18 protein-coding genes are annotated in these 20,976 nt (G+C 58.9%); 2 read left to right on the top strand and 16 right to left on the bottom strand.

Going from position 1 to position 20,976, the window contains the following annotated elements; genetic code table 11:
• Position 1: 1 nt before the first annotated feature.
• The 13 genes from nuoC to cspD form a co-directional block, all read right to left on the bottom strand.
• Positions 2-1,783, bottom strand: coding sequence for an NADH-quinone oxidoreductase subunit C/D (gene nuoC, locus QRN48_RS09070; protein ID WP_285350157.1), 1,782 nt, complete (start codon positions 1,781-1,783; stop codon positions 2-4).
• A gap of 74 nt (positions 1,784-1,857) precedes the next feature.
• Positions 1,858-2,532, bottom strand: coding sequence for a NuoB/complex I 20 kDa subunit family protein (locus tag QRN48_RS09065; protein WP_037008821.1), 675 nt, complete (start codon positions 2,530-2,532; stop codon positions 1,858-1,860).
• 10 nt (positions 2,533-2,542) lie between these two features.
• Positions 2,543-2,956, bottom strand: a complete 414-nt coding sequence (locus QRN48_RS09060; protein WP_037008823.1) for an NADH-quinone oxidoreductase subunit A — start codon at positions 2,954-2,956, stop codon at positions 2,543-2,545.
• 511 nt (positions 2,957-3,467) lie between these two features.
• Positions 3,468-4,793, bottom strand: coding sequence for an isocitrate lyase (gene aceA, locus QRN48_RS09055; protein ID WP_285350155.1), 1,326 nt, complete (start codon positions 4,791-4,793; stop codon positions 3,468-3,470).
• 1,151 nt (positions 4,794-5,944) lie between these two features.
• Positions 5,945-6,733, bottom strand: coding sequence for a secretin N-terminal domain-containing protein (locus QRN48_RS09050; RefSeq protein ID WP_285350154.1), 789 nt, complete (start codon positions 6,731-6,733; stop codon positions 5,945-5,947).
• Between the two features lie 161 nt (positions 6,734-6,894).
• Complete coding sequence (locus QRN48_RS09045) at positions 6,895-7,320, bottom strand: GNAT family N-acetyltransferase (protein WP_191945002.1); 426 nt, start codon at positions 7,318-7,320, stop codon at positions 6,895-6,897.
• The gene (locus QRN48_RS09040) at positions 7,313-8,479 is read right to left on the bottom strand and encodes a ribosomal protein uL16 3-hydroxylase (RefSeq protein ID WP_285350151.1); all 1,167 of its coding nucleotides are present in this window, start codon (positions 8,477-8,479) and stop codon (positions 7,313-7,315) included. Before QRN48_RS09040 ends, QRN48_RS09045 begins: the two co-directional genes overlap by 8 nt.
• Before the next feature lie 84 nt (positions 8,480-8,563).
• On the bottom strand, positions 8,564-9,934 hold the full coding sequence (gene purB, locus QRN48_RS09035) for an adenylosuccinate lyase (RefSeq protein ID WP_285350150.1): 1,371 nt from the start codon (positions 9,932-9,934) through the stop codon (positions 8,564-8,566).
• 132 nt (positions 9,935-10,066) lie between these two features.
• Positions 10,067-10,687, bottom strand: a complete 621-nt coding sequence (gene hflD / locus QRN48_RS09030; RefSeq protein WP_037008832.1) for a high frequency lysogenization protein HflD — start codon at positions 10,685-10,687, stop codon at positions 10,067-10,069.
• Positions 10,687-11,817 carry a tRNA 2-thiouridine(34) synthase MnmA gene (gene mnmA / locus QRN48_RS09025; RefSeq protein WP_037008834.1) on the bottom strand — a complete coding sequence of 377 codons (1,131 nt, stop codon included), beginning with the start codon at positions 11,815-11,817 and terminating at the stop codon, positions 10,687-10,689. Before mnmA ends, hflD begins: the two co-directional genes overlap by 1 nt.
• 250 nt (positions 11,818-12,067) lie before the next feature.
• Positions 12,068-12,508 carry an NUDIX hydrolase gene (locus tag QRN48_RS09020; protein WP_285350148.1) on the bottom strand — a complete coding sequence of 147 codons (441 nt, stop codon included), beginning with the start codon at positions 12,506-12,508 and terminating at the stop codon, positions 12,068-12,070.
• Between the two features lie 196 nt (positions 12,509-12,704).
• On the bottom strand, positions 12,705-14,930 hold the full coding sequence (locus QRN48_RS09015) for an NADP-dependent isocitrate dehydrogenase (RefSeq protein ID WP_285350146.1): 2,226 nt from the start codon (positions 14,928-14,930) through the stop codon (positions 12,705-12,707).
• Positions 14,931-15,473: 543 nt separating this feature from the next.
• Entirely contained in the window at positions 15,474-15,740 is a 267-nt protein-coding gene (cspD, locus tag QRN48_RS09010; RefSeq protein ID WP_037008839.1) for a cold shock domain-containing protein CspD, read from the bottom strand.
• Positions 15,741-15,962: 222 nt separating this feature from the next.
• Here cspD and clpS point away from each other — a divergent pair, with 222 nt between their 5' ends.
• Positions 15,963-16,328 (top strand): ATP-dependent Clp protease adapter ClpS, encoded by a 366-nt coding sequence (clpS, locus tag QRN48_RS09005; protein WP_037008841.1) that lies wholly within the window; start codon positions 15,963-15,965, stop codon positions 16,326-16,328.
• Positions 16,329-16,357: 29 nt separating this feature from the next.
• The gene (clpA, locus tag QRN48_RS09000; protein ID WP_037008843.1) at positions 16,358-18,628 is read left to right on the top strand and encodes an ATP-dependent Clp protease ATP-binding subunit ClpA; all 2,271 of its coding nucleotides are present in this window, start codon (positions 16,358-16,360) and stop codon (positions 18,626-18,628) included.
• Positions 18,629-18,860: 232 nt separating this feature from the next.
• Here clpA and infA read toward each other — a convergent pair whose 3' ends face one another.
• From infA to aat, 3 genes are all read right to left on the bottom strand, one after another.
• Positions 18,861-19,079: a translation initiation factor IF-1 gene (gene infA, locus QRN48_RS08995; protein ID WP_002553999.1), complete on the bottom strand. Its 219-nt coding sequence runs from the start codon at positions 19,077-19,079 to the stop codon at positions 18,861-18,863.
• A gap of 101 nt (positions 19,080-19,180) precedes the next feature.
• Positions 19,181-19,888, bottom strand: coding sequence for an arginyltransferase (locus QRN48_RS08990; protein WP_037008844.1), 708 nt, complete (start codon positions 19,886-19,888; stop codon positions 19,181-19,183).
• A gap of 47 nt (positions 19,889-19,935) precedes the next feature.
• A complete protein-coding gene (gene aat / locus QRN48_RS08985; protein ID WP_285350139.1) occupies positions 19,936-20,625 on the bottom strand; it encodes a leucyl/phenylalanyl-tRNA--protein transferase in 690 nt (229 codons plus the stop codon).
• Between the last annotated feature and the right edge of the window lie 351 nt (positions 20,626-20,976).

Here is a 20,976-nt window from a genome sequence, read left to right as displayed (position 1 = left end):
CTTAGCGGTCCACGTCGGCCATAACGAAATCGATACTACCCAGGTACGCGATCAAGTCCGCGACCATGCTGCCTTTGATCACCGAAGGGATCTGCTGCAGGTGCGGGTAGCTTGGGGTGCGAATCCGGGTACGGTAGCTCATGGTGCCGCCGTCGCTCGTCAGGTAATAACTGTTGATGCCCTTGGTCGCTTCGATCATCTGGAAGGATTCGTTGGCCGGCATGACCGGGCCCCACGAAACCTGCAGGAAGTGCGTGATCAGGGTTTCGATGTGCTGCAGGGTGCGTTCTTTCGGCGGCGGCGTGGTCAGCGGGTGATCCGCCTTGTACGGGCCGGCCGGCATGTTGCGCATGCACTGCTCAATGATTTTCAGGCTCTGGCGCATCTCTTCGACGCGGACCATGCAGCGGTCGTAGGCGTCGCCATCGTGGGCCAAGGGCACTTCGAATTCGAAGTTTTCGTAACCCGAATACGGACGCACCTTGCGCAGGTCGAAGTCCAGGCCCGTGGCGCGCAGGCTAGGCCCGGTGACGCCCCACTCCAGCGCTTCCTTGGTGTTGTACGCGGCAACGCCGACGGTACGACCTTTAAGGATGCTGTTCTGCAGCGCTGCCTTGGTGTACTCGTCCAGACGCTTGGGCATCCAGTCGATGAAGTCCTTGACGAGCTTTTCCCAGCCGCGGGGCAGGTCGTGAGCCACACCGCCGATACGGAACCAGGCCGGGTGCAGACGGAAGCCGGTGACGGCTTCGATCACGGTGTAGGCGCGCTGACGGTCGGTGAAGGTGAAGAACACCGGCGTCATTGCGCCCACGTCCTGGATATACGTCCCCAGGAACAGCAGGTGGCTGGTGATGCGGAAGAACTCGGACATCATGATGCGGATGACGTTGACCCGGTCCGGCACGGTGATCCCGGCCAGTTTCTCGACCGAGAGCACGTACGGCAGGTTGTTCATCACGCCGCCGAGGTAATCGATGCGGTCGGTGTACGGGATGTAGCTGTGCCACGACTGGCGCTCGGCCATCTTCTCGGCGCCACGGTGGTGGTAGCCGATGTCGGGAACGCAGTCGACGATCTCTTCGCCGTCCAGCTGCAGGATGATACGGAACGCACCGTGGGCCGAAGGGTGGTTCGGGCCCAGGTTGAGGAACATGTAGTCCTCGTTGGTGCCGGAACGCTTCATGCCCCAGTCTTCCGGACGGAAACGCGCGGCTTCCTCTTCCAGCTGCTGCTTGGCCAGCGTCAGGCTATACGGGTCGAACTCGGTAGCGCGGGCCGGGAAGTCCTTGCGCAGCGGGTGACCTTCCCAGGTCGGCGGCATCATGATGCGAGTCAGGTGCGGGTGGCCCGGGAAGTCGATCCCGAACATGTCCCAGACTTCGCGCTCGTACCAGTTGGCGTTCGGCCAGATGCCGGTCACGGTCGGCATGCTCAAGTCGCTTTCGGACAGCGCGACCTTGATCATCACGTCGCTGTTACGTTCTATCGACATCAGGTGGTAGAACACCGTGAAGTCGGCATCCGGCAAGCCGCGACGCTTGGTGCGCAGTCGTTCGTCCACGCCGTGCAGGTCATAGAGCATGACGTACGGCTTGGGCAACTGACGCAGGAACGTCAGGATCTCGATCAGCCGGGCACGTTGCACCCACAGCACCGGCAGACCGGTGACAGTGGATTGGGCGGTGAACGCGTCAGCGCCAAAACGGTTATGGAGTTCAACGACGACTTCTTGGTCGTCAGCCTTGTGAGGCGGGATGTACAGAGCGGTGTCTGCAGTCATAGGTCTCGATCGCTATCGGTCAACGTACAGAATGAACCCAGGTTCAGGCTTCTTTTTGTAAAAGAAAAACTGGATCAGACTTCGTCGGGGCTGCGCAGGTTTGTCACCGCAATACGCTGTTCGCGGCGCTGTTCCTTCTGCGACGGCATCTCGGCGCGATAAACGCCCTGATCACCGACGACCCAGGAAAGAGGACGACGCTCCTGACCAATGGATTCCTGCAGCAGCATCAAGCCTTGCAGAAATGCCTCTGGACGGGGCGGGCAGCCGGGCACATAAACATCCACGGGGAGGAATTTATCCACGCCCTGAACCACTGAATAGATGTCGTACATGCCACCGGAGTTGGCACACGCGCCCATCGAGATAACCCACTTCGGCTCCAGCATTTGCTCATAGAGGCGCTGGATGATCGGGGCCATCTTCAGGAAAGGTGTACCGGCGATAACCATGAAATCCGCCTGACGAGGCGATGCCCGGATGACCTCTGCACCGAAGCGCGCGATGTCATGGGGCGCCGTGAAGGCGGTGGTCATTTCCACGTAGCAGCACGACAGACCGAAGTTGTACGGCCAAAGGGAGTTCTTGCGACCCCAATTGACAGCACCGCTCAGTACGTCTTCGAGCTTGCCCATGAAGATGTTTTTGTGGACTTGGTCTTCTAACGGATCGGAAACGACTTCGCGTTCGCCGATGGGGTACTGCTCGTTAGGAGCATCCGGGTTGATCCTGGTGAGATTGTATTGCATTGCCAAAGCCTCATTGTTTTAGCTTCGCCTGCCGGTTACGACGACCAACGGGAGCCCAATCGAGCGCCCCTACCCGCCATAGGTAGACAAGACCTGCCAACAGAATTGCTATGAAAACGAGCGCTTCGGCGAAGCCGGTCCAGCCGCTTTCGCGGACGGACACAGACCAGGCGTACAGAAAGAGGGCTTCAATGTCGAAAATCACGAAAAGCATCGCGACCAGATAAAATTTTGCCGAGAGCCGCAAGCGGGCGCCACCGGTAGGCAGCATGCCGGATTCAAACGGTTCGTTTTTGCTGCGGCCCCAGGCTTTGGAACCCAACAGACTGGAGAGGCCGAGCATGAAGGCGCAGAGGCCGACGACGCCCAGAAGGAAAACTGCGAAGCCCCAGTTGTGGGCAATCAATCCTGTCGAGTCGGGCATGCTGGCAGTCCTTAACAGAGAGCAAGGGTCTCTGAGCTTGAAAGAAGTAGGAGCAGTGACGATATGTCGCAGTGCGACCAATCCCGGGATTTTATGTGCAAAAGGAGGGCAAGTAAATTTTCTGCATCAAATTTATTTGAAGGATTAATGAGATAGGTCACGGTTTTCATGCGCTGGCCCAGCAGGGGCGGGCGTTGAGGGGCGCTTTGGATAAATCCGTATGGCGGAGGTGCGCAGGCAAACAGAGCGGCTTAAATGATAATAAATATCATTTGGGCCTATTTGGGCACGATGTCACAGATGTGTGACGAAGTTCCAATTAATTATGTGAGAGAGGAGCATTGGTCGATATACGAAGCCTAATTAACTTTGTGATGCCAATTTGAACTGTCTATCAGGTAATAACTGACCGTTGCAGTGGGTTTAATACCCGGTCAAATAGAGAAAGCCGCCCTATGGCGGCTTTTATGGCGGAGCCTGTCAAGAGGCACCGAGCGCGTTCGATGATGGCTTAGTGGAACTGCTCTTCTTCCGTTGATCCGGTCAGTGCAGTTACCGAAGACTTGCCGCCTTGAATCACCGTAGTCATGTCATCAAAGTACCCCGTGCCCACCTCCTGCTGGTGCGCGACAAAGGTATAGCCCTTCGCAGCGTCGGCAAATTCTTGCTCTTGCAGCTTCACGTAGGCAGTCATGTCATTGCGTGCGTAGTCATGCGCCAGGTTGAACATGCTGTGCCACATGTTGTGAATGCCTGCCAGCGTAATGAACTGATGCTTGTAACCCATCGCCGACAGCTCGCGCTGGAATTTGGCGATGGTTGCGTCGTCCAGGTTCTTCTTCCAGTTGAAGGAAGGGGAGCAGTTGTAGGACAGCAGCTGATCCGGGTACTCCTTTTTGATCGCCTCGGCGAAGCGGCGGGCTTCATCCAGATCCGGCTTGGCGGTTTCGCACCAGATCAAATCTGCGTAAGGGGCATAGGCCAGCCCGCGAGCGATCGCCTGATCCAGGCCGGCCCGAACTTTGTAGAAACCTTCGGGTGTACGCGTCCCGGTCACGAATGGCTGATCGTAAGGGTCGCAGTCCGAAGTCAGCAGGTCTGCGGCGTTGGCGTCAGTGCGAGCCAGAATGATGGTCGGCACGCCTGCAACGTCAGCGGCCAGGCGAGCCGCGACCAGCTTCTGCACGGCTTCTTGAGTCGGTACCAACACTTTGCCGCCCATGTGGCCGCATTTTTTCACCGACGCCAATTGATCCTCGAAATGAACACCGGCAGCACCGGCCTCAATCATGCTCTTCATCAGTTCGTAAGCGTTAAGCACGCCGCCAAAACCGGCTTCGGCATCGGCCACTATCGGCGCGAAGTAATCGATGTAGCCTTCATCCCCCGGGTTCTTGCCAGCTTTCCACTGGATCTGATCGGCGCGGCGGAATGAATTATTGATGCGCTTGACCACGGTTGGCACTGAATCCACCGGGTAGAGCGACTGATCGGGGTACATCGACTCGGCGGAGTTGTTGTCAGCCGCCACTTGCCAGCCAGACAGGTAGATGGCCTGGATGCCCGCTTTGACTTGCTGCACGGCCTGACCTCCCGTCAGTGCACCCATGCAGTTGACGAAATCCTTGTCCGGTCGGAACGACGGCTTGGCGCCTTGAGTTACCAGGTTCCAGAGCTTTTCAGCGCCCAGCCTGGCGAAGGTGTGTTCCGGTTGAACCGAGCCACGCAGGCGGACGACGTCAGCAGCGGAGTAAGTGCGGGTGACGCCTTTCCAGCGTGGATTCTCGGCCCAGTCTTTCTCGATAGCTGCAATGTGTTGTTCGCGTGTCAGTGCCATGGGATGAACCTCGTTGCTTGCTCTTGTGGGTATTGAGGTGAAGCTCCTTGCTTCGCCGGCGCCGGTGTTTCTTCGAGGCGCACTGATGGCTGCTCACTGAATCGGAAAGCATGTTTATCAGTTCATGTTTGTTCGCCTTCAGGTGCAGAGGCGTGAAACGGCATTTTGGGCGTAAAAGACGCTAATCGGCGCGAACGTGGTTCGTTCAGGCGCGATCAGGAGGCTTAATGCGCGGCCTCCGATCAGCGGGAGCGAGGCCATCATGCCTCGGGGATTTTGCATCGTCAAACACTTTGTAGTGGTTTTTTTACCTCACTACATATTCCGTCTAATGCGACTTGGCGGTCAGTTTAGGGCGTGCGGGTGCTGGGAAGGGCAAATCAGCGTGGGTGCTGGGTGTTCGCGGGTTGGAGGCGAGATGTAGTGCCGGATGGAGCACTACATAATCGAGTGGGGCGCGACCGGTTAGGGCGAGAGATCAGGCGGGCTCTTTTATGTATCCGTAGGAGCCGGCTTGCTGGCGAATCCATTCTTCAGCCACCGCAGCGGTGTATGACAGACACCGTTCGCCAGCAAGCCGGCTTCTACAGATCCCATGCAGACGGCGATTACCCGTGTCGTGCGCAAAAACCGTAGGAGCCCGCTTGCTGGCGAACCCATTTTTCAGCCACCGCAGTAGTGAATGACAGACACCGTTCGCCAGCAAGCCGGCTCCTACAGATCCCATGCAGACGGCGATTACCCGTGTCGTGCCCAAAAACCGTAGGAGCCGGCTTGCTGGCGAATCCATTCTTCAGCCACCGCAGCGGTGAATGACAGACACCGTTCGCCAGCAAGTCGGCTCCTACAGATCCCATGCAAACGGCGATTACCCGTGTCGCGCGCAGAAACCGTAGGAGCCGGCTTGCTGGCGAATCCATTCTTCAGCCACCGCAGCGGTGAATGACAGACACCGTTCGCCAGCAAGCCGGCTCCTACAGATCCCATGCAGACGGCAATTACCCGTGTCGTGCGCAAAAACCGTAGGAGCCCGCTTGCTGGCGAACCCATTTTTCAGCCACCGCAGCGGTGAATGATAGACCCCGTTCGCCAGCAAGCCAGCTCCTACAGATTGCAGAGCGTCGCTTCAGTGGCTTATCAAAAATGTCGCCTCAATCCAGGCTGTCGACCTTCACGCGCAGCTGCATGTCGTTGCGGCCTTGCGTGGAGTAGCGACGGACCACGCCGCGCTCATCCGCGCGAGACTGGTCGCTGACCCCGGCCAGCGTGATCCACTGACCGAGTCGGCCGCTGACCTGGGAGTCGGTGCTCTGCACCTTGATCGCGTCGGCTTGCTGCTGGCTCATGCGGTCGTTATTGGTGCTGATGCTCAAGTGAACAATGTCGCCCGTCACGGTCGCGGTTACGTAGAAGCCTTGGGTCACATTGCGGTACTGCGTGTTGGTCTGCGGGTAGCCATAGCCATCGGACTGCACCGAGGTGATGGGAATGCTTTGACCCACCTGAATCAACGCCGGGGTGCCTTCATTGGCCTGCACTTGCTGTACGCCACCGTCGCGGCTGACCGTGCCGTAGTTCTGAATGCGCGTCTGACCGTCCGCACTGAGGCGTCCGTCCTGAGAACGCACGGTGCCGTTGACCGAGTAACCCTGATCGTTCTGCACCGTGCTGTCGCTGGTGTCGACGCTGATCATCAGTCGCTTGGGGGCGGTGTCGAGTTGGCCGAGCAGCTCGCGCAGTTCGCTGATCTTGTAGGGCTCGGCGTTGACGATCAGCTTGTTGCCGTAGGCGTTGACGCTGCCGTCGTTGCCCAGAAAGGACTTCACCGCAGGCAGCAGGTCATCGCTGGTGCGGTAGTTCAGAGGAATGACTTCGGTGGCGGCCGTGGCCGTAAAGCTGCAGGCCAGCAGCAGTGAAGCGAGCAGGGTGCGTAATGACATCGGTTCGGTCTCCGCAAGGGCGCGTCTAGGCGACGAGTTTGCCAGTTTGTCGGCCTGCGCAGCACCAAGTTGAATCGCAAACGGCAAAACGCCCCGGCGCGCGGTTCTCGACTGGGTTTGCCGAAAGCGCGCGACGGGGCGTCAAAGGCCGCAAAGCCTGATCAGTGCGAGTTGCGCACCATGTCTACGTGGGGCAGGCCGGCTTCGAGAAACTCGTCGCTGACGACGGTGAACCCGAACCGTTCGTAAAACGCAGTGGCGTGAACCTGAGCGCTGAGTCGCTGCTGCTTCAGGTCGCGACGCTCGGCTTCGTCGAGAATGGCGGTAATCAGCGCGTCACCCACGTTCAAGCCGCGCCAGTCTTTCAGTACCGACAAACGGCCGAACTCACCGTCTGGCAAAAGGCGTGCGGTACCGACAGCGTAGTCACCTTCCAGTGCCAGGAAGTGAAGGGCGCCTGCGTCCTCCGAGTCCCATTCCAGTTCAGGCGGCACGGACTGCTCGGACACGAACACCGCATCGCGAATGCGGCGGATGTCAGCGTTGTCTTTGTGCCAGTCGGCTACCCGTACGCGGATCTTATTCATCAGCAAACCCCAGACTTCCTTGTTTGACCAGCTCACAGAGCAGGTTACGTCCATCGTCATCTGCCAGCCATTGGCCCAGATTGTCGATGTGCAGCGCATCGGCCGCACAAATCATTTTCAACAGCTCACGCAAGTGGCCTGGCAGCAGACGGCTTTGCCCGCTGGCAAACAGCAGCAGGTCGTCGTCTACTTCCGACCATGCCAGCCGCGCACTCGGGTTGCGGATCAGCACAGCGCCTTGTTCCAGGCTGTCGAGCAGTTCTTCTTCGGCCAACTCAGGGCCGACTACCAGCTCCGGATAACGAGGCTCGGTCATGAACTGGCCGAACCAGGTCAGCAGCAGGCGCTCGTCACCCATGTGCTCGGCCAGCAGACCTTTAAGGCGATCAAGGGCGTCGTGCTGAATCTGGTGCGGATCGCTGACCGGTTGCGCGCCTGCGTCGGTGTAGCGTTCCTCATCCGGTATGAACTGGCTGAGGAAGTCGGTGAAATGGGTCAGCACTTCGGCGGCGCTCGGCGCACGGAAACCTACCGAGTAAGTCAGGCATTCATCCACGGCAACGCCGCAATGGGCCAGCCGCGGCGGCAGGTAAAGCATGTCGCCCGGCTCCAGCGTCCACTCGTCCGTGCCCTGGAAGTCGGCCAGGATGCGCAGGTCGGCGTGGGTGAGCAGGGGGCTTTCGGCGTCGCACATCTGGCCGATCTGCCAGTGACGCTTGCCATGGCCCTGCAGCAGGAACACGTCGTAGTTATCGAAGTGCGGACCGACGCTGCCGCCAGGTGCGGCGTAGCTGATCATCACGTCGTCGATACGCCAGCTTGGCAGGAAGCGGAAGTTTTCCAGCAGTTCGCTGACTTCCGGAACGAATTGATCTACAGCCTGAACCAGCAGCGTCCACTCGCGCTCGGGCAATTTGCTGAACTCGTCCTCGGCGAACGGGCCGCGACGCAGCTCCCATGGGCGCTCGCCTTTCTCGATAACCAGGCGCGACTCGACTTCTTCTTCGAGGGCCAGCCCGGCCAGCTCGTCAGCGTCGATCGGGCTCTGGAAATCCGGGATGGCCTGGCGGATCAGCAAAGGTTTCTTCTGCCAGTAGTCACGCAGAAACTCGCGCGCTGTGATGCCGCCTAGAAGCTGAAGAGGGATGTCAGGATTCATGTGTAACCTATTGAAAAAACGAATTTCTGCGACGGGAATAAAAACGCCCGGCTCAGCCGGGCGTTCAGAGCGAGTGCAGTGCGATCAGATGCGCTTGGCCTGCGCCGCAGCGTTACCGATGTAGTTGGCGGGCGTGAGCTTCTTCAGCTCGGCTTTGGCCTCTGAGGGCATGTCGAGACCGTCGATGAAGGTCTGCAGCGCTTCAGGGCCGATGCCCTTGCCACGGGTCAGCTCCTTGAGCTTCTCGTACGGGTTCTCGATGTCGTAGCGACGCATGACCGTCTGGATCGGCTCGGCCAGGACTTCCCAGCAAGCGTCCAGGTCGGCAGCGATTTTCTGCTCGTTGAGTTCCAGCTTGCCGATGCCCTTGAGGCTCGCTTCGTACGCAATGACGCTGTGAGCGAAGCCCACGCCGAGATTGCGCAGCACGGTGGAGTCGGTCAGGTCGCGCTGCCAGCGGGAGATCGGCAATTTACTGGCCAGATGCTGGAACAGTGCATTGGCGATACCGAGGTTGCCTTCGGAGTTTTCAAAATCGATCGGGTTGACCTTGTGCGGCATGGTCGACGAACCGATTTCACCGGCGATGGTGCGCTGCTTGAAGTAGCCCAGGGAGATGTAGCCCCAGATGTCACGATCGAAGTCGATCAGGATCGTGTTGTAGCGCGCGATCGCATCGAACAGTTCGGCAATGTAGTCATGCGGTTCGATCTGCGTGGTGTAAGGGTTGAAACCCAGGCCCAGCTCGCCTTCGATAAAGGCGCGGGCGTTGGCTTCCCAGTCGATGTCCGGGTACGCCGACAGATGCGCGTTGTAGTTGCCGACGGCGCCGTTGATCTTGCCCAGCAGCGGCACGGCAGCGACTTGGGCAATCTGGCGTTCCAGGCGATACACGACGTTGGCCAGTTCTTTGCCCAAGGTGGTCGGCGACGCTGGCTGACCGTGGGTGCGCGACAGCATCGGCACGTCGGCGAAGCGGATGGCCAGTTCGCGAATGGACTCGGCAATCTGGCGCATCAGTGGCAGCAGCACGGTGTCGCGGCCCTCACGCAGCATCAAGGCGTGGGACAGGTTGTTGATGTCTTCGCTGGTGCAGGCGAAGTGGATGAACTCGCTGACCTTGGCCAGCTCCGGCAACTTCGCCGCCTGCTCCTTGAGCAGGTACTCGATCGCTTTGACGTCGTGGTTGGTGGTGCGCTCGATCTCTTTCACGCGTTCAGCGTGCTCAAGGGCGAAGTCGTCAGCCAGCGCGTCAAGAATGGCATTGGCTTCAGCGGAAAACGCGGGGACTTCCGGGATCTGCGGGTGCGCGGCCAGGCGTTGCAGCCAGCGTACCTCCACCAGAGCGCGGAAACGGATCAGGCCGTATTCGCTGAAAATCGGGCGCAGGGCCTGGGTTTTGCCGGCGTAGCGGCCATCTACAGGGGAAACCGCAGTGAGCGAAGAAAGCTGCATAGGGTGTTCTCGGACTGTCGGGCAACGAAAAGGGGCGCGTATCATACATGAAAATCACGCTCAGCCGAGGCTGGCCGAGCGTGATGAGCCGCGCGATGCAGGATTGTGAGCAAACCGGGTGGCGTCTGCCACTCAGTGGTGAAGCAAGGGATACAGTTCTTTCAATAACTTGCGGCGGCTGATGACCAGTTGCCAGCGGTGACCGCCCACCTGTCGCCAAAGTCGTGCGCAGCGAATGCCGGCCAGCAGCAGCGCGCGGATTTTCGACGCATTGTTGGGCTGTTGCAGATTACGCATGTCGCCGTGTACCTGGATGCGTTGACGCAAGGTGCTCAGGGTGTCCTGGTACAGTGCGCCGCTGGCGGCAATGACGTTTTCATGGGCGATCCCGAAGTGCTCGACTTGGGATTTGATCTGCGGCAGGCGTTTGCCAATCGTGTCGAGCATGTCATCGCGCTTGGACAGCTGGCGTTCAAGGCCCAGCATCGCGAGCGCGTAACGCAACGGCTCGCGTTGCAGCGTCGCGGGGTCGCGTTCCAAAGCGCTGGCCAGCGCCCGATAACCCTCATGTAAATTCAGGTCATCGCCGCCGAATACGTCCAGCGTGTCCTTGGGGTCCAGGACCAGCAGGGTGCCCATCAGGCAGCCCACTGCGGCTTCACCGGCCTGCCCGGTCTTGGCAATGCGATCGACCAGCACGGCGGCCTGAAAGACCCCGGCCAGGGCCACAAGTTGTTCCTGGATCGGGGTCATCAACGTGCGTTCCTGTTGTGCCACGGCTCGGCGATCTCGATAACGCCGCCGCCCAGGCAGACCTCACCGTCGTAGAACACCACGGACTGGCCCGGCGTCACGGCGCGTTGCGGCTCGTCGAAGGTGGCGCGGTAACCGGTTTCGGTACGTTCCAGGGTGCAGCTTTGGTCGCTCTGGCGGTAACGCACTTTAGCGGTGAGCTTGCGCGGGCTGCTGAGGTCGATCGGGTTGACCCAGTAAATGTCCGAGGCGAGCAAGGCGCGGGAGAACAGCCATGGGTGTTCGTTGCCCTGGCCAACAATCAGCTCGTTATGCTCCAGGTCCTTGACCAGCACATACCACGGCTCATCGCCAGCATCCTTCAGCCCGCCGATGCCCAGGCCCTGGCGTTGGCCGATGGTGTGGTACATGAGGCCCGCATGCCGTCCGATGACTTCGCCTTCGGTGGTCTTGATCTCGCCGGGCTGAGCGGGCAGGTACTGTTTCAGGAAGTCGGTGAAACGACGTTCCCCAATGAAGCAAATGCCGGTGGAATCCTTTTTCTTCGCCGTCGCCAGCTGATACTTCTCGGCGATGGCGCGCACTTCAGGCTTCTCCAGCTCGCCGACCGGGAACAGGGTCTTGGCGATCTGCTCACCGCCCACAGCGTGCAGGAAGTAGCTTTGGTCCTTGTTCGGGTCCAGGCCCTTGAGCAATTCGGTGCGCCCATCGATGTCGCGGCGGCGCACGTAGTGTCCAGTCGCGATCAGGTCCGCGCCCAGCATGAAGGCGTAATCCAGAAATGCTTTGAACTTGATCTCGCGGTTGCACAGGATGTCCGGGTTCGGCGTGCGTCCGGCCTTGTATTCTTCGAGGAAATGCTCGAAGACGTGATCCCAGTATTCGGCCGCAAAGTTCACGGTGTGCAGCTTGATGCCAATTTTGTCGCACACGGCCTGGGCGTCCGCAAGGTCGTCCATGGCGGTGCAGTATTCCGTTCCGTCGTCTTCTTCCCAGTTCTTCATGAACAGGCCTTCCACTTGATACCCCTGCTCCATGAGCAGAAGGGCGGAGACCGAAGAATCCACGCCGCCGGACATGCCGACGATGACGCGCTTCTTTTCTGTATCGGAAAAGGCTGAATCAGACATAGGAATTCAATTGGGTAGCAGCAGGAAAGGGCGCGATTCTATCAGGGAGTCAGCGCCAAGGCTAAAAGCTATTCAGTTGCACAGGCACCTTGACTAGCCAGAGCGCTGTTTTTGTGGGGCGGCTTTAGTCGGGAAGAGGCCTGAACGAACACCAGGAATTTCGCGTTGGGACACCCGGCGCCTTCCCGGCTGAAGCCGGTCCCACAATGCATACGGTCTGTAGGACCGGCTTTCGCCGGGAAGAGGCCAGTCAGTCGCGCACCACATCGAGGCTGTGGATCGGGCCTGCGAGGTAGTCATCGATGCATTCCAGTACCAGATGGCTGCGCCAGCGCTCGGGCTGTTCGGCCAACTCGTCGCGAGTGAGCCAAGGGGCGCCGACGATACCGGTGTCCAGGGCGCGGCTCGGGTGATGCCGGACGGCCCTGGCGGTAAAACAAACCCGTTGATAGGTCACGCCGTTGCTCGGCGCGGTGTACAGGTAAATGCCGACCACACCGGTGAGCTCGACGTCCCAGCCGGTTTCTTCCAGCGTCTCGCGGATGGCCGCTTCACGCAGCGTCTCGTCAGGCTCCAGATGTCCGGCGGGCTGATTGAGCACGAGCTTGCCGTTTTTCAGTTCCTCTACGAACAGAAAGCGGCCGTTGTCTTCGATGACGGTTGCAACGGTGATATGGGGATGCCAGGTCATTGGGGCTTCTCGTTAGCCGTAGGAGCAATTCGAGTTTACGAGGGTCGCGAAGGGGATTGTCAGGTAAACCGCATTCGCGACCGTCGTAACCTCCGATGGCTCCTACAGGGAGCGGAGTCAGCAAAAAAAAGCCCCGGCGCAAAGGCCAGGGCTTCTCATCGCACTCAGCAGCTTTGCAGCCGCCGATCGGAGCGCCTTACTTCAACGCGTTGATCGCGTCGTTCAGGGTCTTGCTTGGGCGCATGGCCTGGCTGGCCAGCTCCGGCGTTGCAAAGTAGTAACCGCCGATGTCCAGAGGCTTGCCCTGTACACTGTTCAGCTCGGCGACGATGGTCGCTTCGTTGTCAGTCAGCGTCTTGGCCAGCTCGGTGAACTTGGCCTGCAACACGGTATCTTCGGTCTGCGCCGCCAGGGCCTGAGCCCAGTAGGTGGCCAGATAGAAGTGGCTGCCACGGTTGTCGATACCGCCGACCTTGCGCGATGGCGACTTGTTGTTGTCCAGGAACTGACCGGTGGCCTTGTCCAGGGCAGTGGCAAGCACCAGCGCTTTAGGGTTGTTGTAGACGTTGCCCAGGTGCTCGAGAGAAGCGGCCAGTGCCAGGAATTCGCCAAGCGAGTCCCAGCGCAGGAAGTTTTCTTCGTTCAACTGCTGCACGTGCTTGGGTGCCGAACCGCCCGCGCCGGTTTCGAACAGACCACCGCCATTCATCAGCGGCACGATGGACAGCATTTTGGCGCTGGTGCCCAGTTCCATGATCGGGAACAGGTCGGTCAGGTAATCACGCAACACGTTGCCGGTCACCGAGATGGTGTCCTTGCCGGCGCGGATACGCTCAAGGGACACCTTCATGGCGTCGACAGGCGACTTGATGGTGATGTCCAGGCCGGTGGTGTCGTGATCCTTCAGGTATTGCTCGACCTTCTTGATCATCACTGCATCGTGGGCACGCTCAGGGTCCAGCCAGAAAATGGCCGGGGTGTTGCTCAGGCGCGAACGGTTGACAGCCAGTTTGACCCAGTCCTGGATCGGCGCGTCCTTGGTCTGGCACATGCGCCAGATGTCGCCGGCTTCAACGTTCTGTTCCATCAAGACCTGACCCTTGTCGTCAGTCACGCGGACCACGCCGTCGGTTTCGATCTGGAAGGTCTTGTTGTGCGAGCCGTACTCTTCGGCTTTTTGTGCCATCAGGCCCACGTTTGGCACGCTGCCCATGGTCGTCGGGTCAAAGGCGCCGTGTTGCTTGCAATCTTCGATGACGGCCTGGTAGATGGTCGCGTAGCAACGGTCCGGAATCACGGCCTTGGTGTCCTGCAGGACGCCGTCGTTGTTCCACATCTTGCCGGAATCACGAATCATCGCAGGCATCGAGGCGTCGACGATGACGTCGCTCGGCACGTGCAGGTTGGTGATGCCTTTGTCGGAGTTGACCATTGCCAGGGCAGGGCGGGTCGCGTAGACGGCTTTGACATCTGCTTCGATCTGCGCTTGCTGGTCGGCTGGCAGGTCTTTGATGCGGGCGTACAGGTCGCCGATACCATTGTGCAGGTTGAAGCCGATTTCCTTGAGGACGTCAGCGTGCTTGCTCAGCGCTTCCTGATAGTACTCGGCAACAAACTCGCCAAACATGATCGGGTCGGAGACTTTCATCATGGTGGCTTTCAAGTGGACGGAGAACAGAACGCCAAGCTTCTTGGCGTCTTCGATCTCACGCGCCACAAACGCACGCAGCGCTTTCTTGCTCATGACGGCGCAGTCGATGATCTCGCCTGCCAGTACAGGCGTTTTGTCTTTCAGCACGGTGGTGCTGCCGTCTTTACCGATCAGCTCGATCTTCACAGCGCCGGCGGCTTCGATCAGCGAGGATTTTTCGCTTCCGTAGAAATCGCCGTTGTCCATGTGCGCGACGTGGGACTTGGAGTCCGCCGCCCATGCGCCCATTTTGTGCGGGTGCTTGCGTGCATAGTTCTTGACGGAAAGCGGCGCGCGACGATCGGAGTTACCTTCACGCAGAACCGGGTTCACGGCGCTGCCTTTCACTTTGTCATAGCCAGCCTGGGCAGCCTTGTCGGCTTCGGTGACGACTTCATCCGGGTAATCCGGAATGTCGTAGCCCTTGGCTTGCAGCTCCTTGATCGCGGCCTTCAGTTGCGGCACCGAGGCGCTGATGTTTGGCAGCTTGATGATGTTGGCTTCCGGCGTGGTCGCCAGTTGGCCCAGCTCTGCCAGATCGTCAGAAACCTTCTTGTCACCCAGGCGCTCGGGAAAGCTGGCGAGGATGCGGGCTGCAAGCGAGATGTCGCGGGTTTCAACGGCGATGTCAGCGGAGGCGGTGAACGCTTCGATGATAGGCAGCAGTGAGTAGGTGGCGAGGGCTGGCGCTTCGTCAGTGAAGGTATAGATGATCTTCGAGCGGTTGGACATATTCGGGATAACTCTCTTCTTTGCTGAGCGTACACAAAATTTCGAGATGCGCAGGGTAGGCACTTTCGCCCAATTTACCGATGAGCCGAAAGTCGAGAATTTCGTCGCGTTGTAGGGGGTGCATCAGTCGAGCGTCAAACGGTCGGACCCGGATAGCGGTTCGGCCTGCGGAGGGCTGAGCATCCGGTTTCGTTGGCTCGACCCTCGATGACCCAACGGTCATCGGCCCGAGTATATCACCGCACCCGGCCATTACTATGCCGGTCATGCGAAGGGTTTGAAGGGCTGGCGGCCGGTTTGCCTGTGGCATAAGTGAGAGGGGTTTTCTGCAATGTTGCGTCAGCCCTTGCGTTACGGGGCCTGCGGCAACCTGACGCACCTCGCGCAGGGGGGGTAATGCGTAGCCTGAAGTCAGATGCTTTTCGACTAAAGGAGCACGTGCGGCGTGAATCAATACCCACAAAAAAGCCGGCCAACCCTATAAAGGTTGGCCGGCTTCCAGAAATCGCGCTTGAACGGTCCGGCTCAGGCGTGATGGTAACGCTATGCCTGTTGCTTCTCGAACTCTCTTTCGTGCGTGCGAACCGCTTCAGGAAGCGCCGCGGCCTGCTGTGCAACGATCTTTACGGCATGGAGGCCCTTGGGCCCCTGGATGATTTCAAAATTGACCGGCTGCCCGGCCTTCAGTGTCTTATAGCCATCCATAGTGATCGCCGAGTAGTGCGCAAACAGGTCTTCCGACTTGCCGTCTTCAACGATGAAGCCATACCCCTTGGCGTTGTTAAACCACTTGACCTTACCGCTTAGCATAGTCACATCCCTCTGCAAAGGACTCCGATGGGAGTATCATCACCTCTCATCCGCCGGACCTAAAAAATTTTGGTTGACTGCGCGGACCCTTTTTACCCAATGTGGGTTCTATTGTTTGTAACACCGATTGGCCGATAGTCAAGGCCAAGCGGCGGTCCAGTTGAAATACGGTATCGCCGCCACCATTTAATTCAATCACGTCCTCTGTGAACCTTCTTTACCATGCATGCATTCAGCAAGATTCGACTAACATTCAATCAGAATGACCCGCAGCAGCCCCATGAGGACGACGCGTCGGGTATCGCTGTACAGGAAGCCGAGCCGACATTGCAGGTGCCGCCTATGTATAAGGTGGTTTTGTTCAACGATGACTACACCCCGATGGATTTCGTTGTCGAAGTGCTCGAGGTGTTTTTTAACCTGAATCGTGAGCTGGCGACCAAGGTCATGCTGGCCGTCCATACAGAGGGACGGGCCGTTTGCGGGTTGTTCACCCGTGACATTGCCGAGACCAAGGCTATGCAGGTCAATCAGTACGCCAGGGAAAGCCAGCATCCGCTACTCTGTGAAATCGAGAAGGACGGTTAACGCCGGACACTTGGGTATGAGGTGAAGCTATGTTAAACCGTGAGCTCGAAGTCACCCTCAATCTGGCTTTCAAGGAGGCCCGCTCCAAACGTCATGAGTTCATGACCGTCGAGCACCTTCTGCTGGCCCTATTGGACAATGAGGCTGCCGCCACCGTACTGCGTGCCTGCGGCGCAAACCTCGACAAACTCAAACACGACCTCCAGGAGTTCATCGACTCCACCACGCCGCTGATCCCCGTTCACGACGAGGACCGCGAGACCCAACCTACACTCGGCTTCCAACGCGTTCTGCAACGTGCGGTTTTTCACGTGCAGAGCTCCGGCAAGCGTGAAGTCACCGGTGCCAACGTACTGGTAGCGATTTTCAGCGAGCAGGAAAGCCAGGCAGTGTTTCTGCTCAAGCAGCAGAGCGTTGCCCGTATCGATGTCGTCAACTACATCGCCCATGGCATTTCCAAAGTGCCGGGGCATGGCGATCAGTCTGAAGGTGAGCAAGATATGCAGGACGACGAGGGCGGTGAGTCTTCTTCTTCAGGCAATCCTCTGGATGCCTATGCAAGCAACCTGAATGAGCTGGCCCGTCAAGGCCGCATCGATCCGCTGGTAGGCCGCGAGATGGAAGTCGAGCGCGTCGCTCAGATCCTCGCGCGGCGTCGCAAGAACAACCCGTTGCTGGTGGGCGAGGCGGGGGTGGGCAAGACGGCCATCGCCGAAGGTCTGGCCAAACGTATCGTCGACAATCAAGTGCCGGACCTGCTCGCCAACAGTGTCGTTTATTCCCTCGACCTGGGTGCGCTGCTGGCCGGTACCAAATACCGCGGCGATTTCGAAAAGCGCTTTAAAGCATTGCTGGGCGAACTGAAAAAACGCCCTCATGCCATTCTGTTCATCGACGAAATCCATACCATCATTGGTGCAGGCGCAGCGTCGGGCGGCGTGATGGACGCTTCCAACCTGCTCAAGCCGTTGCTGTCTTCGGGTGATATCCGTTGCATCGGTTCGACGACGTTTCAGGAATTCCGCGGCATCTTCGAGAAAGACCGTGCCCTGGCGCGTCGCTTCCAGAAGGTCGACGTTTCCGAGCCATCGGTTGAAGACACTATCGGTATCCTGCGTGGCCTGAAAGGCCGGTTCGAGCAGCATCACAACATCGAGTACAGCGATGAGGCACTGCGCGCTGCAGCCGAGCTGGCGTCGCGCTACATCAATGATCGTCACATGCCCGACAAGGCAATCGACGTGATTGACGAGGCGGGTGCCTACCAACGCCTGCAACCTGTTGAAATGCGCGTCAAGCGCATTGAAGTGCCACAGGTTGAAGACATCGTGGCCAAGATCGCGCGGATTCCTCCAAAGCACGTCAACAGTTCCGACAAGGAGCTGCTGCGTAATCTGGAGCGCGACCTGAAGCTGACGGTATTTGGTCAGGATGCGGCCATCGACTCACTGTCCACTGCTATCAAGCTGTCGCGCGCCGGCCTCAAGTCGCCGGACAAGCCGGTCGGTTCGTTCCTGTTCGCAGGGCCTACTGGCGTTGGCAAGACCGAAGCGGCGCGTCAGTTGGCCAAGGCATTGGGTATTGAGCTGGTGCGGTTCGACATGTCCGAGTACATGGAGCGTCACACCGTATCGCGACTCATCGGTGCGCCGCCGGGTTACGTCGGGTTCGATCAGGGCGGTCTGTTGACCGAAGCGATCACCAAGCAGCCGCATTGTGTGCTGTTGCTTGATGAGATCGAGAAGGCGCATCCGGAAGTCTTCAACCTGCTGCTGCAGGTCATGGACCACGGCACGCTGACGGATAACAACGGGCGCAAGGCGGATTTCCGCAACGTGATCGTGATCATGACCACCAACGCGGGCGCCGAGACTGCAGCGCGTGCTTCGATCGGCTTCACTCATCAGGATCACTCATCTGATGCCATGGAAGTGATCAAGAAGAGCTTTACGCCTGAGTTCCGCAACCGTCTGGACACCATCATCCAGTTTGGTCGCCTCAGTCATGAGGTCATCAAAAGCGTGGTGGACAAGTTCCTCACCGAGCTTCAGGCGCAGCTGGAAGACAAGCGCGTATTGCTGGAAGTGACCGACGCGGCGAGAAGTTATCTGGCCGAAGGTGGTTACGATGCGGCAATGGGGGCGCGTCCGATGGCACGTCTGATCCAGGACAAGATCAAGCGTCCGCTGGCCGAAGAGATTCTCTTTGGTGAGTTGTCCGAGCATGGCGGTGTGGTTCACATCGACTTCAAGGACGGCGAGATCACGTTCGACTACGAAACCACGGCCGAAATGGCCTGACGTTTCGTTAGGGGCACACACTCAAGAGGCGCCGATTGGCGCCTTTTTTGTTGGCTGTGAATTTGCCGAACCTTTGTAGGAGTGAGCTTGCTCGCGATTGCGATTTGTCTCAGACACGTTAGGTGACTGACGCGACGCCATCGCGAGCAAGCTCACTCCTACACAGGGTGCTGTGCTTAAGTAGCGCCAACAAAAACGCCCGGCAGATGCCGGGCGTTTTTGTTAAGACCTGTTAGCGGGCGCGGTAAGTGATGCGCCCTTTGCTCAAGTCGTAGGGCGTCAGCTCAACGCGGACCTTGTCGCCGGTAAGAATGCGGATGTAGTTCTTGCGCATCTTGCCGGAGATGTGCGCGGTTACGACGTGCCCATTTTCCAACTCCACACGGAACATGGTGTTGGGCAGGGTGTCGACGACAGTGCCTTCCATTTCGAAGCTGTCTTCTTTCGACATGCAGTAGAGCCCTCGGTATCCAATGAATGGCCCGGTGCAAACGGCAGCCAGGCAAAAGCGGGCTGCATTGTGCCCGAAAACTGAGGTTTAAGCCAAGGGCTTCAGTAAAGAGTGACCCATCTTTGATTCGTGAGCAGTTCGATAGGCCGATATTGGGTCTTGTAATTCATCTTTTTGCAGTTCTTTATCCAGTAGCCCAGGTAAACAGCGTGCAACTGCATGCGCGCCGCTTCGGCAATCTGCCAGAGGATGGCGTAGCGGCCAAGGCTGCGACGCTCCTCGGCCGGCTCGTAGAACGTGTAGACGGCTGAAAGCCCGTTGGGCAGCAGGTCGGTGACGGCGACCGCAAGCAGGCGACCCTCCAGACGAAACTCGTAAAACCGTGAAAACGGCAGGTCCCGGACCAAAAACGTGGAAAACTGATCACGGCTGGGTGGAAACATGTCGCCATCGGCGTGGCGCTGCTCGATGTAGCGCTGGTAGAGATCGAAATACTCTTCGCTGAAATGCGGTTTGATGCTGGTGACTTCCAGGTCGACGTTGCGCTTGAAAATACGTTTTTGCTGGCGATCAGGCGTGAACAGCCCGACCGGAATTCGCGCAGGCACGCAGGCACTGCAATTCTGGCAATGCGGACGGTACAGATGATCGCCACTGCGGCGAAACCCCATGTCAGAGAGATCGGCATAGACCTGAACATCCATCGGCTGGCTCGGGTCGAGAAACAGCGTTGTGGCTTGTTCCTCGGGCAGGTAGCTGCAGGAGTGGGGTTGAGTGGCATAGAACTTCAGCCGCGCCAGCTCGGTCATGATCAACCCTCGAAAAAAACTTGAGTTAAGAGTGTATGCCAGCCATATCAAACTCGCCTAGGCAGCCAGTCGGCACAATTGTCTGCGTCCACATGTTCGCCCAGCCATTGGGCGAAGGTCTGACGTGGAATGGACCGCGCACCGAGGCTTTGCAGGTGTTGAGTGGGCATCTGACAATCGATCATGACGAAGCCCCATGCCTTGAGGTGTCCGACCAGCGTGGCAAAGCCGACCTTGGAGGCGTTGTCGGCGCGGCTGAACATGGATTCGCCGAAAAACAACCTGCCCATGGCCAGTCCGTACAGGCCGCCTACCAGTGTGTCGCCATCCCAGACCTCAACGCTGTGCGCGAAACCCCGGGCGTGCAGTTCGATGTATGCCGCCTGCATTGAACCGGTGATCCAGGTGCCGTCCGCGTAGGCCCGAGGCTCGGCGCACGCCTGGATGACGGCCGCAAAGTCTTGATCGAAGGTGACCCGATAACGATTCTGGCGCAGCAGCTTGCCCAGGCTGCGCGAGACATGAAGCTCGTCGGGAAACAGCACGGTGCGCGGGTCCGGCGACCACCAGAGAATCGGTTGGCCTTGCTGATACCAGGGAAAACACCCGTGGCGGTACGCCGCAATCAGGCGGTCGGCGGACAAGTCACCGCCGCCCGCCAGCAACCCGTTGGGCTCGCGCATGGCTTTTTCCAGCGGTGGGAATTCCAGGGTGTCGCGTTGTAACCAGGTCAGCATGGCATCCAGACTTTACGAGAGGGGAGGGGAGGCCGCGCCGGCGTGCAACTCCGTCGTGCAATTGCGGTCACAGGCGCTTGGTTGTGCCCCGACGCCCGGCTGCAGAGCAGTTGCTTCCAGACGTGGCCTTTTGACAGTTCAGGAGTACGGCAGGCACGGCGCATAAGTCTTTGTCGCCAAACAAAATGCGTGCTCCAATTGCCTTGGGCCGTCGAGGCTTGAAGATCCGCAAGCCCCGCGCCAGACTAACGTAGCGCGCGGCGTGCAAATCCGTACAATGCCGTTGTTGTTTAACCTTATTTCAAGTCACCTGTCGAGCTTGGGTTAGCGCCATTGTGGTTTCCATGGCCG

Source organism: Pseudomonas sp. ME-P-057 (assembly GCF_030208975.1).
In the GTDB taxonomy this organism is placed as follows: domain Bacteria; phylum Pseudomonadota; class Gammaproteobacteria; order Pseudomonadales; family Pseudomonadaceae; genus Aquipseudomonas; species Aquipseudomonas lutea.
Note: the sequence above shows the minus strand (reverse complement) of the source record. Positions and strands in the feature narration are given on the sequence as shown.

Bases quoted from the DNA above. Each gene is read 5' to 3' on its own strand.
- QRN48_RS09045 (WP_191945002.1), bottom strand. From the start codon at position 7,320: ATGAATAAGATCCGCGTACGGGTAGCCGACTGGCACAAAGACAACGCT.
- QRN48_RS09060 (WP_037008823.1), bottom strand. From the start codon at position 2,956: ATGCCCGACTCGACAGGATTGATTGCCCACAACTGGGGCTTCGCAGTT.
- QRN48_RS09020 (WP_285350148.1), bottom strand. From the start codon at position 12,508: ATGACCTGGCATCCCCATATCACCGTTGCAACCGTCATCGAAGACAAC.
- clpS (WP_037008841.1), top strand. From the start codon at position 15,963: ATGCATGCATTCAGCAAGATTCGACTAACATTCAATCAGAATGACCCG.
- cspD (WP_037008839.1), bottom strand. From the start codon at position 15,740: ATGCTAAGCGGTAAGGTCAAGTGGTTTAACAACGCCAAGGGGTATGGC.
- aat (WP_285350139.1), bottom strand. From the start codon at position 20,625: ATGCTGACCTGGTTACAACGCGACACCCTGGAATTCCCACCGCTGGAA.
- purB (WP_285350150.1), bottom strand. From the start codon at position 9,934: ATGCAGCTTTCTTCGCTCACTGCGGTTTCCCCTGTAGATGGCCGCTAC.
- mnmA (WP_037008834.1), bottom strand. From the start codon at position 11,817: ATGTCTGATTCAGCCTTTTCCGATACAGAAAAGAAGCGCGTCATCGTC.
- QRN48_RS09015 (WP_285350146.1), bottom strand. From the start codon at position 14,930: ATGTCCAACCGCTCGAAGATCATCTATACCTTCACTGACGAAGCGCCA.
- hflD (WP_037008832.1), bottom strand. From the start codon at position 10,687: ATGACCCCGATCCAGGAACAACTTGTGGCCCTGGCCGGGGTCTTTCAG.
- QRN48_RS09040 (WP_285350151.1), bottom strand. From the start codon at position 8,479: ATGAATCCTGACATCCCTCTTCAGCTTCTAGGCGGCATCACAGCGCGC.
- infA (WP_002553999.1), bottom strand. From the start codon at position 19,079: ATGTCGAAAGAAGACAGCTTCGAAATGGAAGGCACTGTCGTCGACACC.
- QRN48_RS08990 (WP_037008844.1), bottom strand. From the start codon at position 19,888: ATGACCGAGCTGGCGCGGCTGAAGTTCTATGCCACTCAACCCCACTCC.
- aceA (WP_285350155.1), bottom strand. From the start codon at position 4,793: ATGGCACTGACACGCGAACAACACATTGCAGCTATCGAGAAAGACTGG.
- QRN48_RS09065 (WP_037008821.1), bottom strand. From the start codon at position 2,532: ATGCAATACAATCTCACCAGGATCAACCCGGATGCTCCTAACGAGCAG.
- nuoC (WP_285350157.1), bottom strand. From the start codon at position 1,783: ATGACTGCAGACACCGCTCTGTACATCCCGCCTCACAAGGCTGACGAC.
- clpA (WP_037008843.1), top strand. From the start codon at position 16,358: ATGTTAAACCGTGAGCTCGAAGTCACCCTCAATCTGGCTTTCAAGGAG.
- QRN48_RS09050 (WP_285350154.1), bottom strand. From the start codon at position 6,733: ATGTCATTACGCACCCTGCTCGCTTCACTGCTGCTGGCCTGCAGCTTT.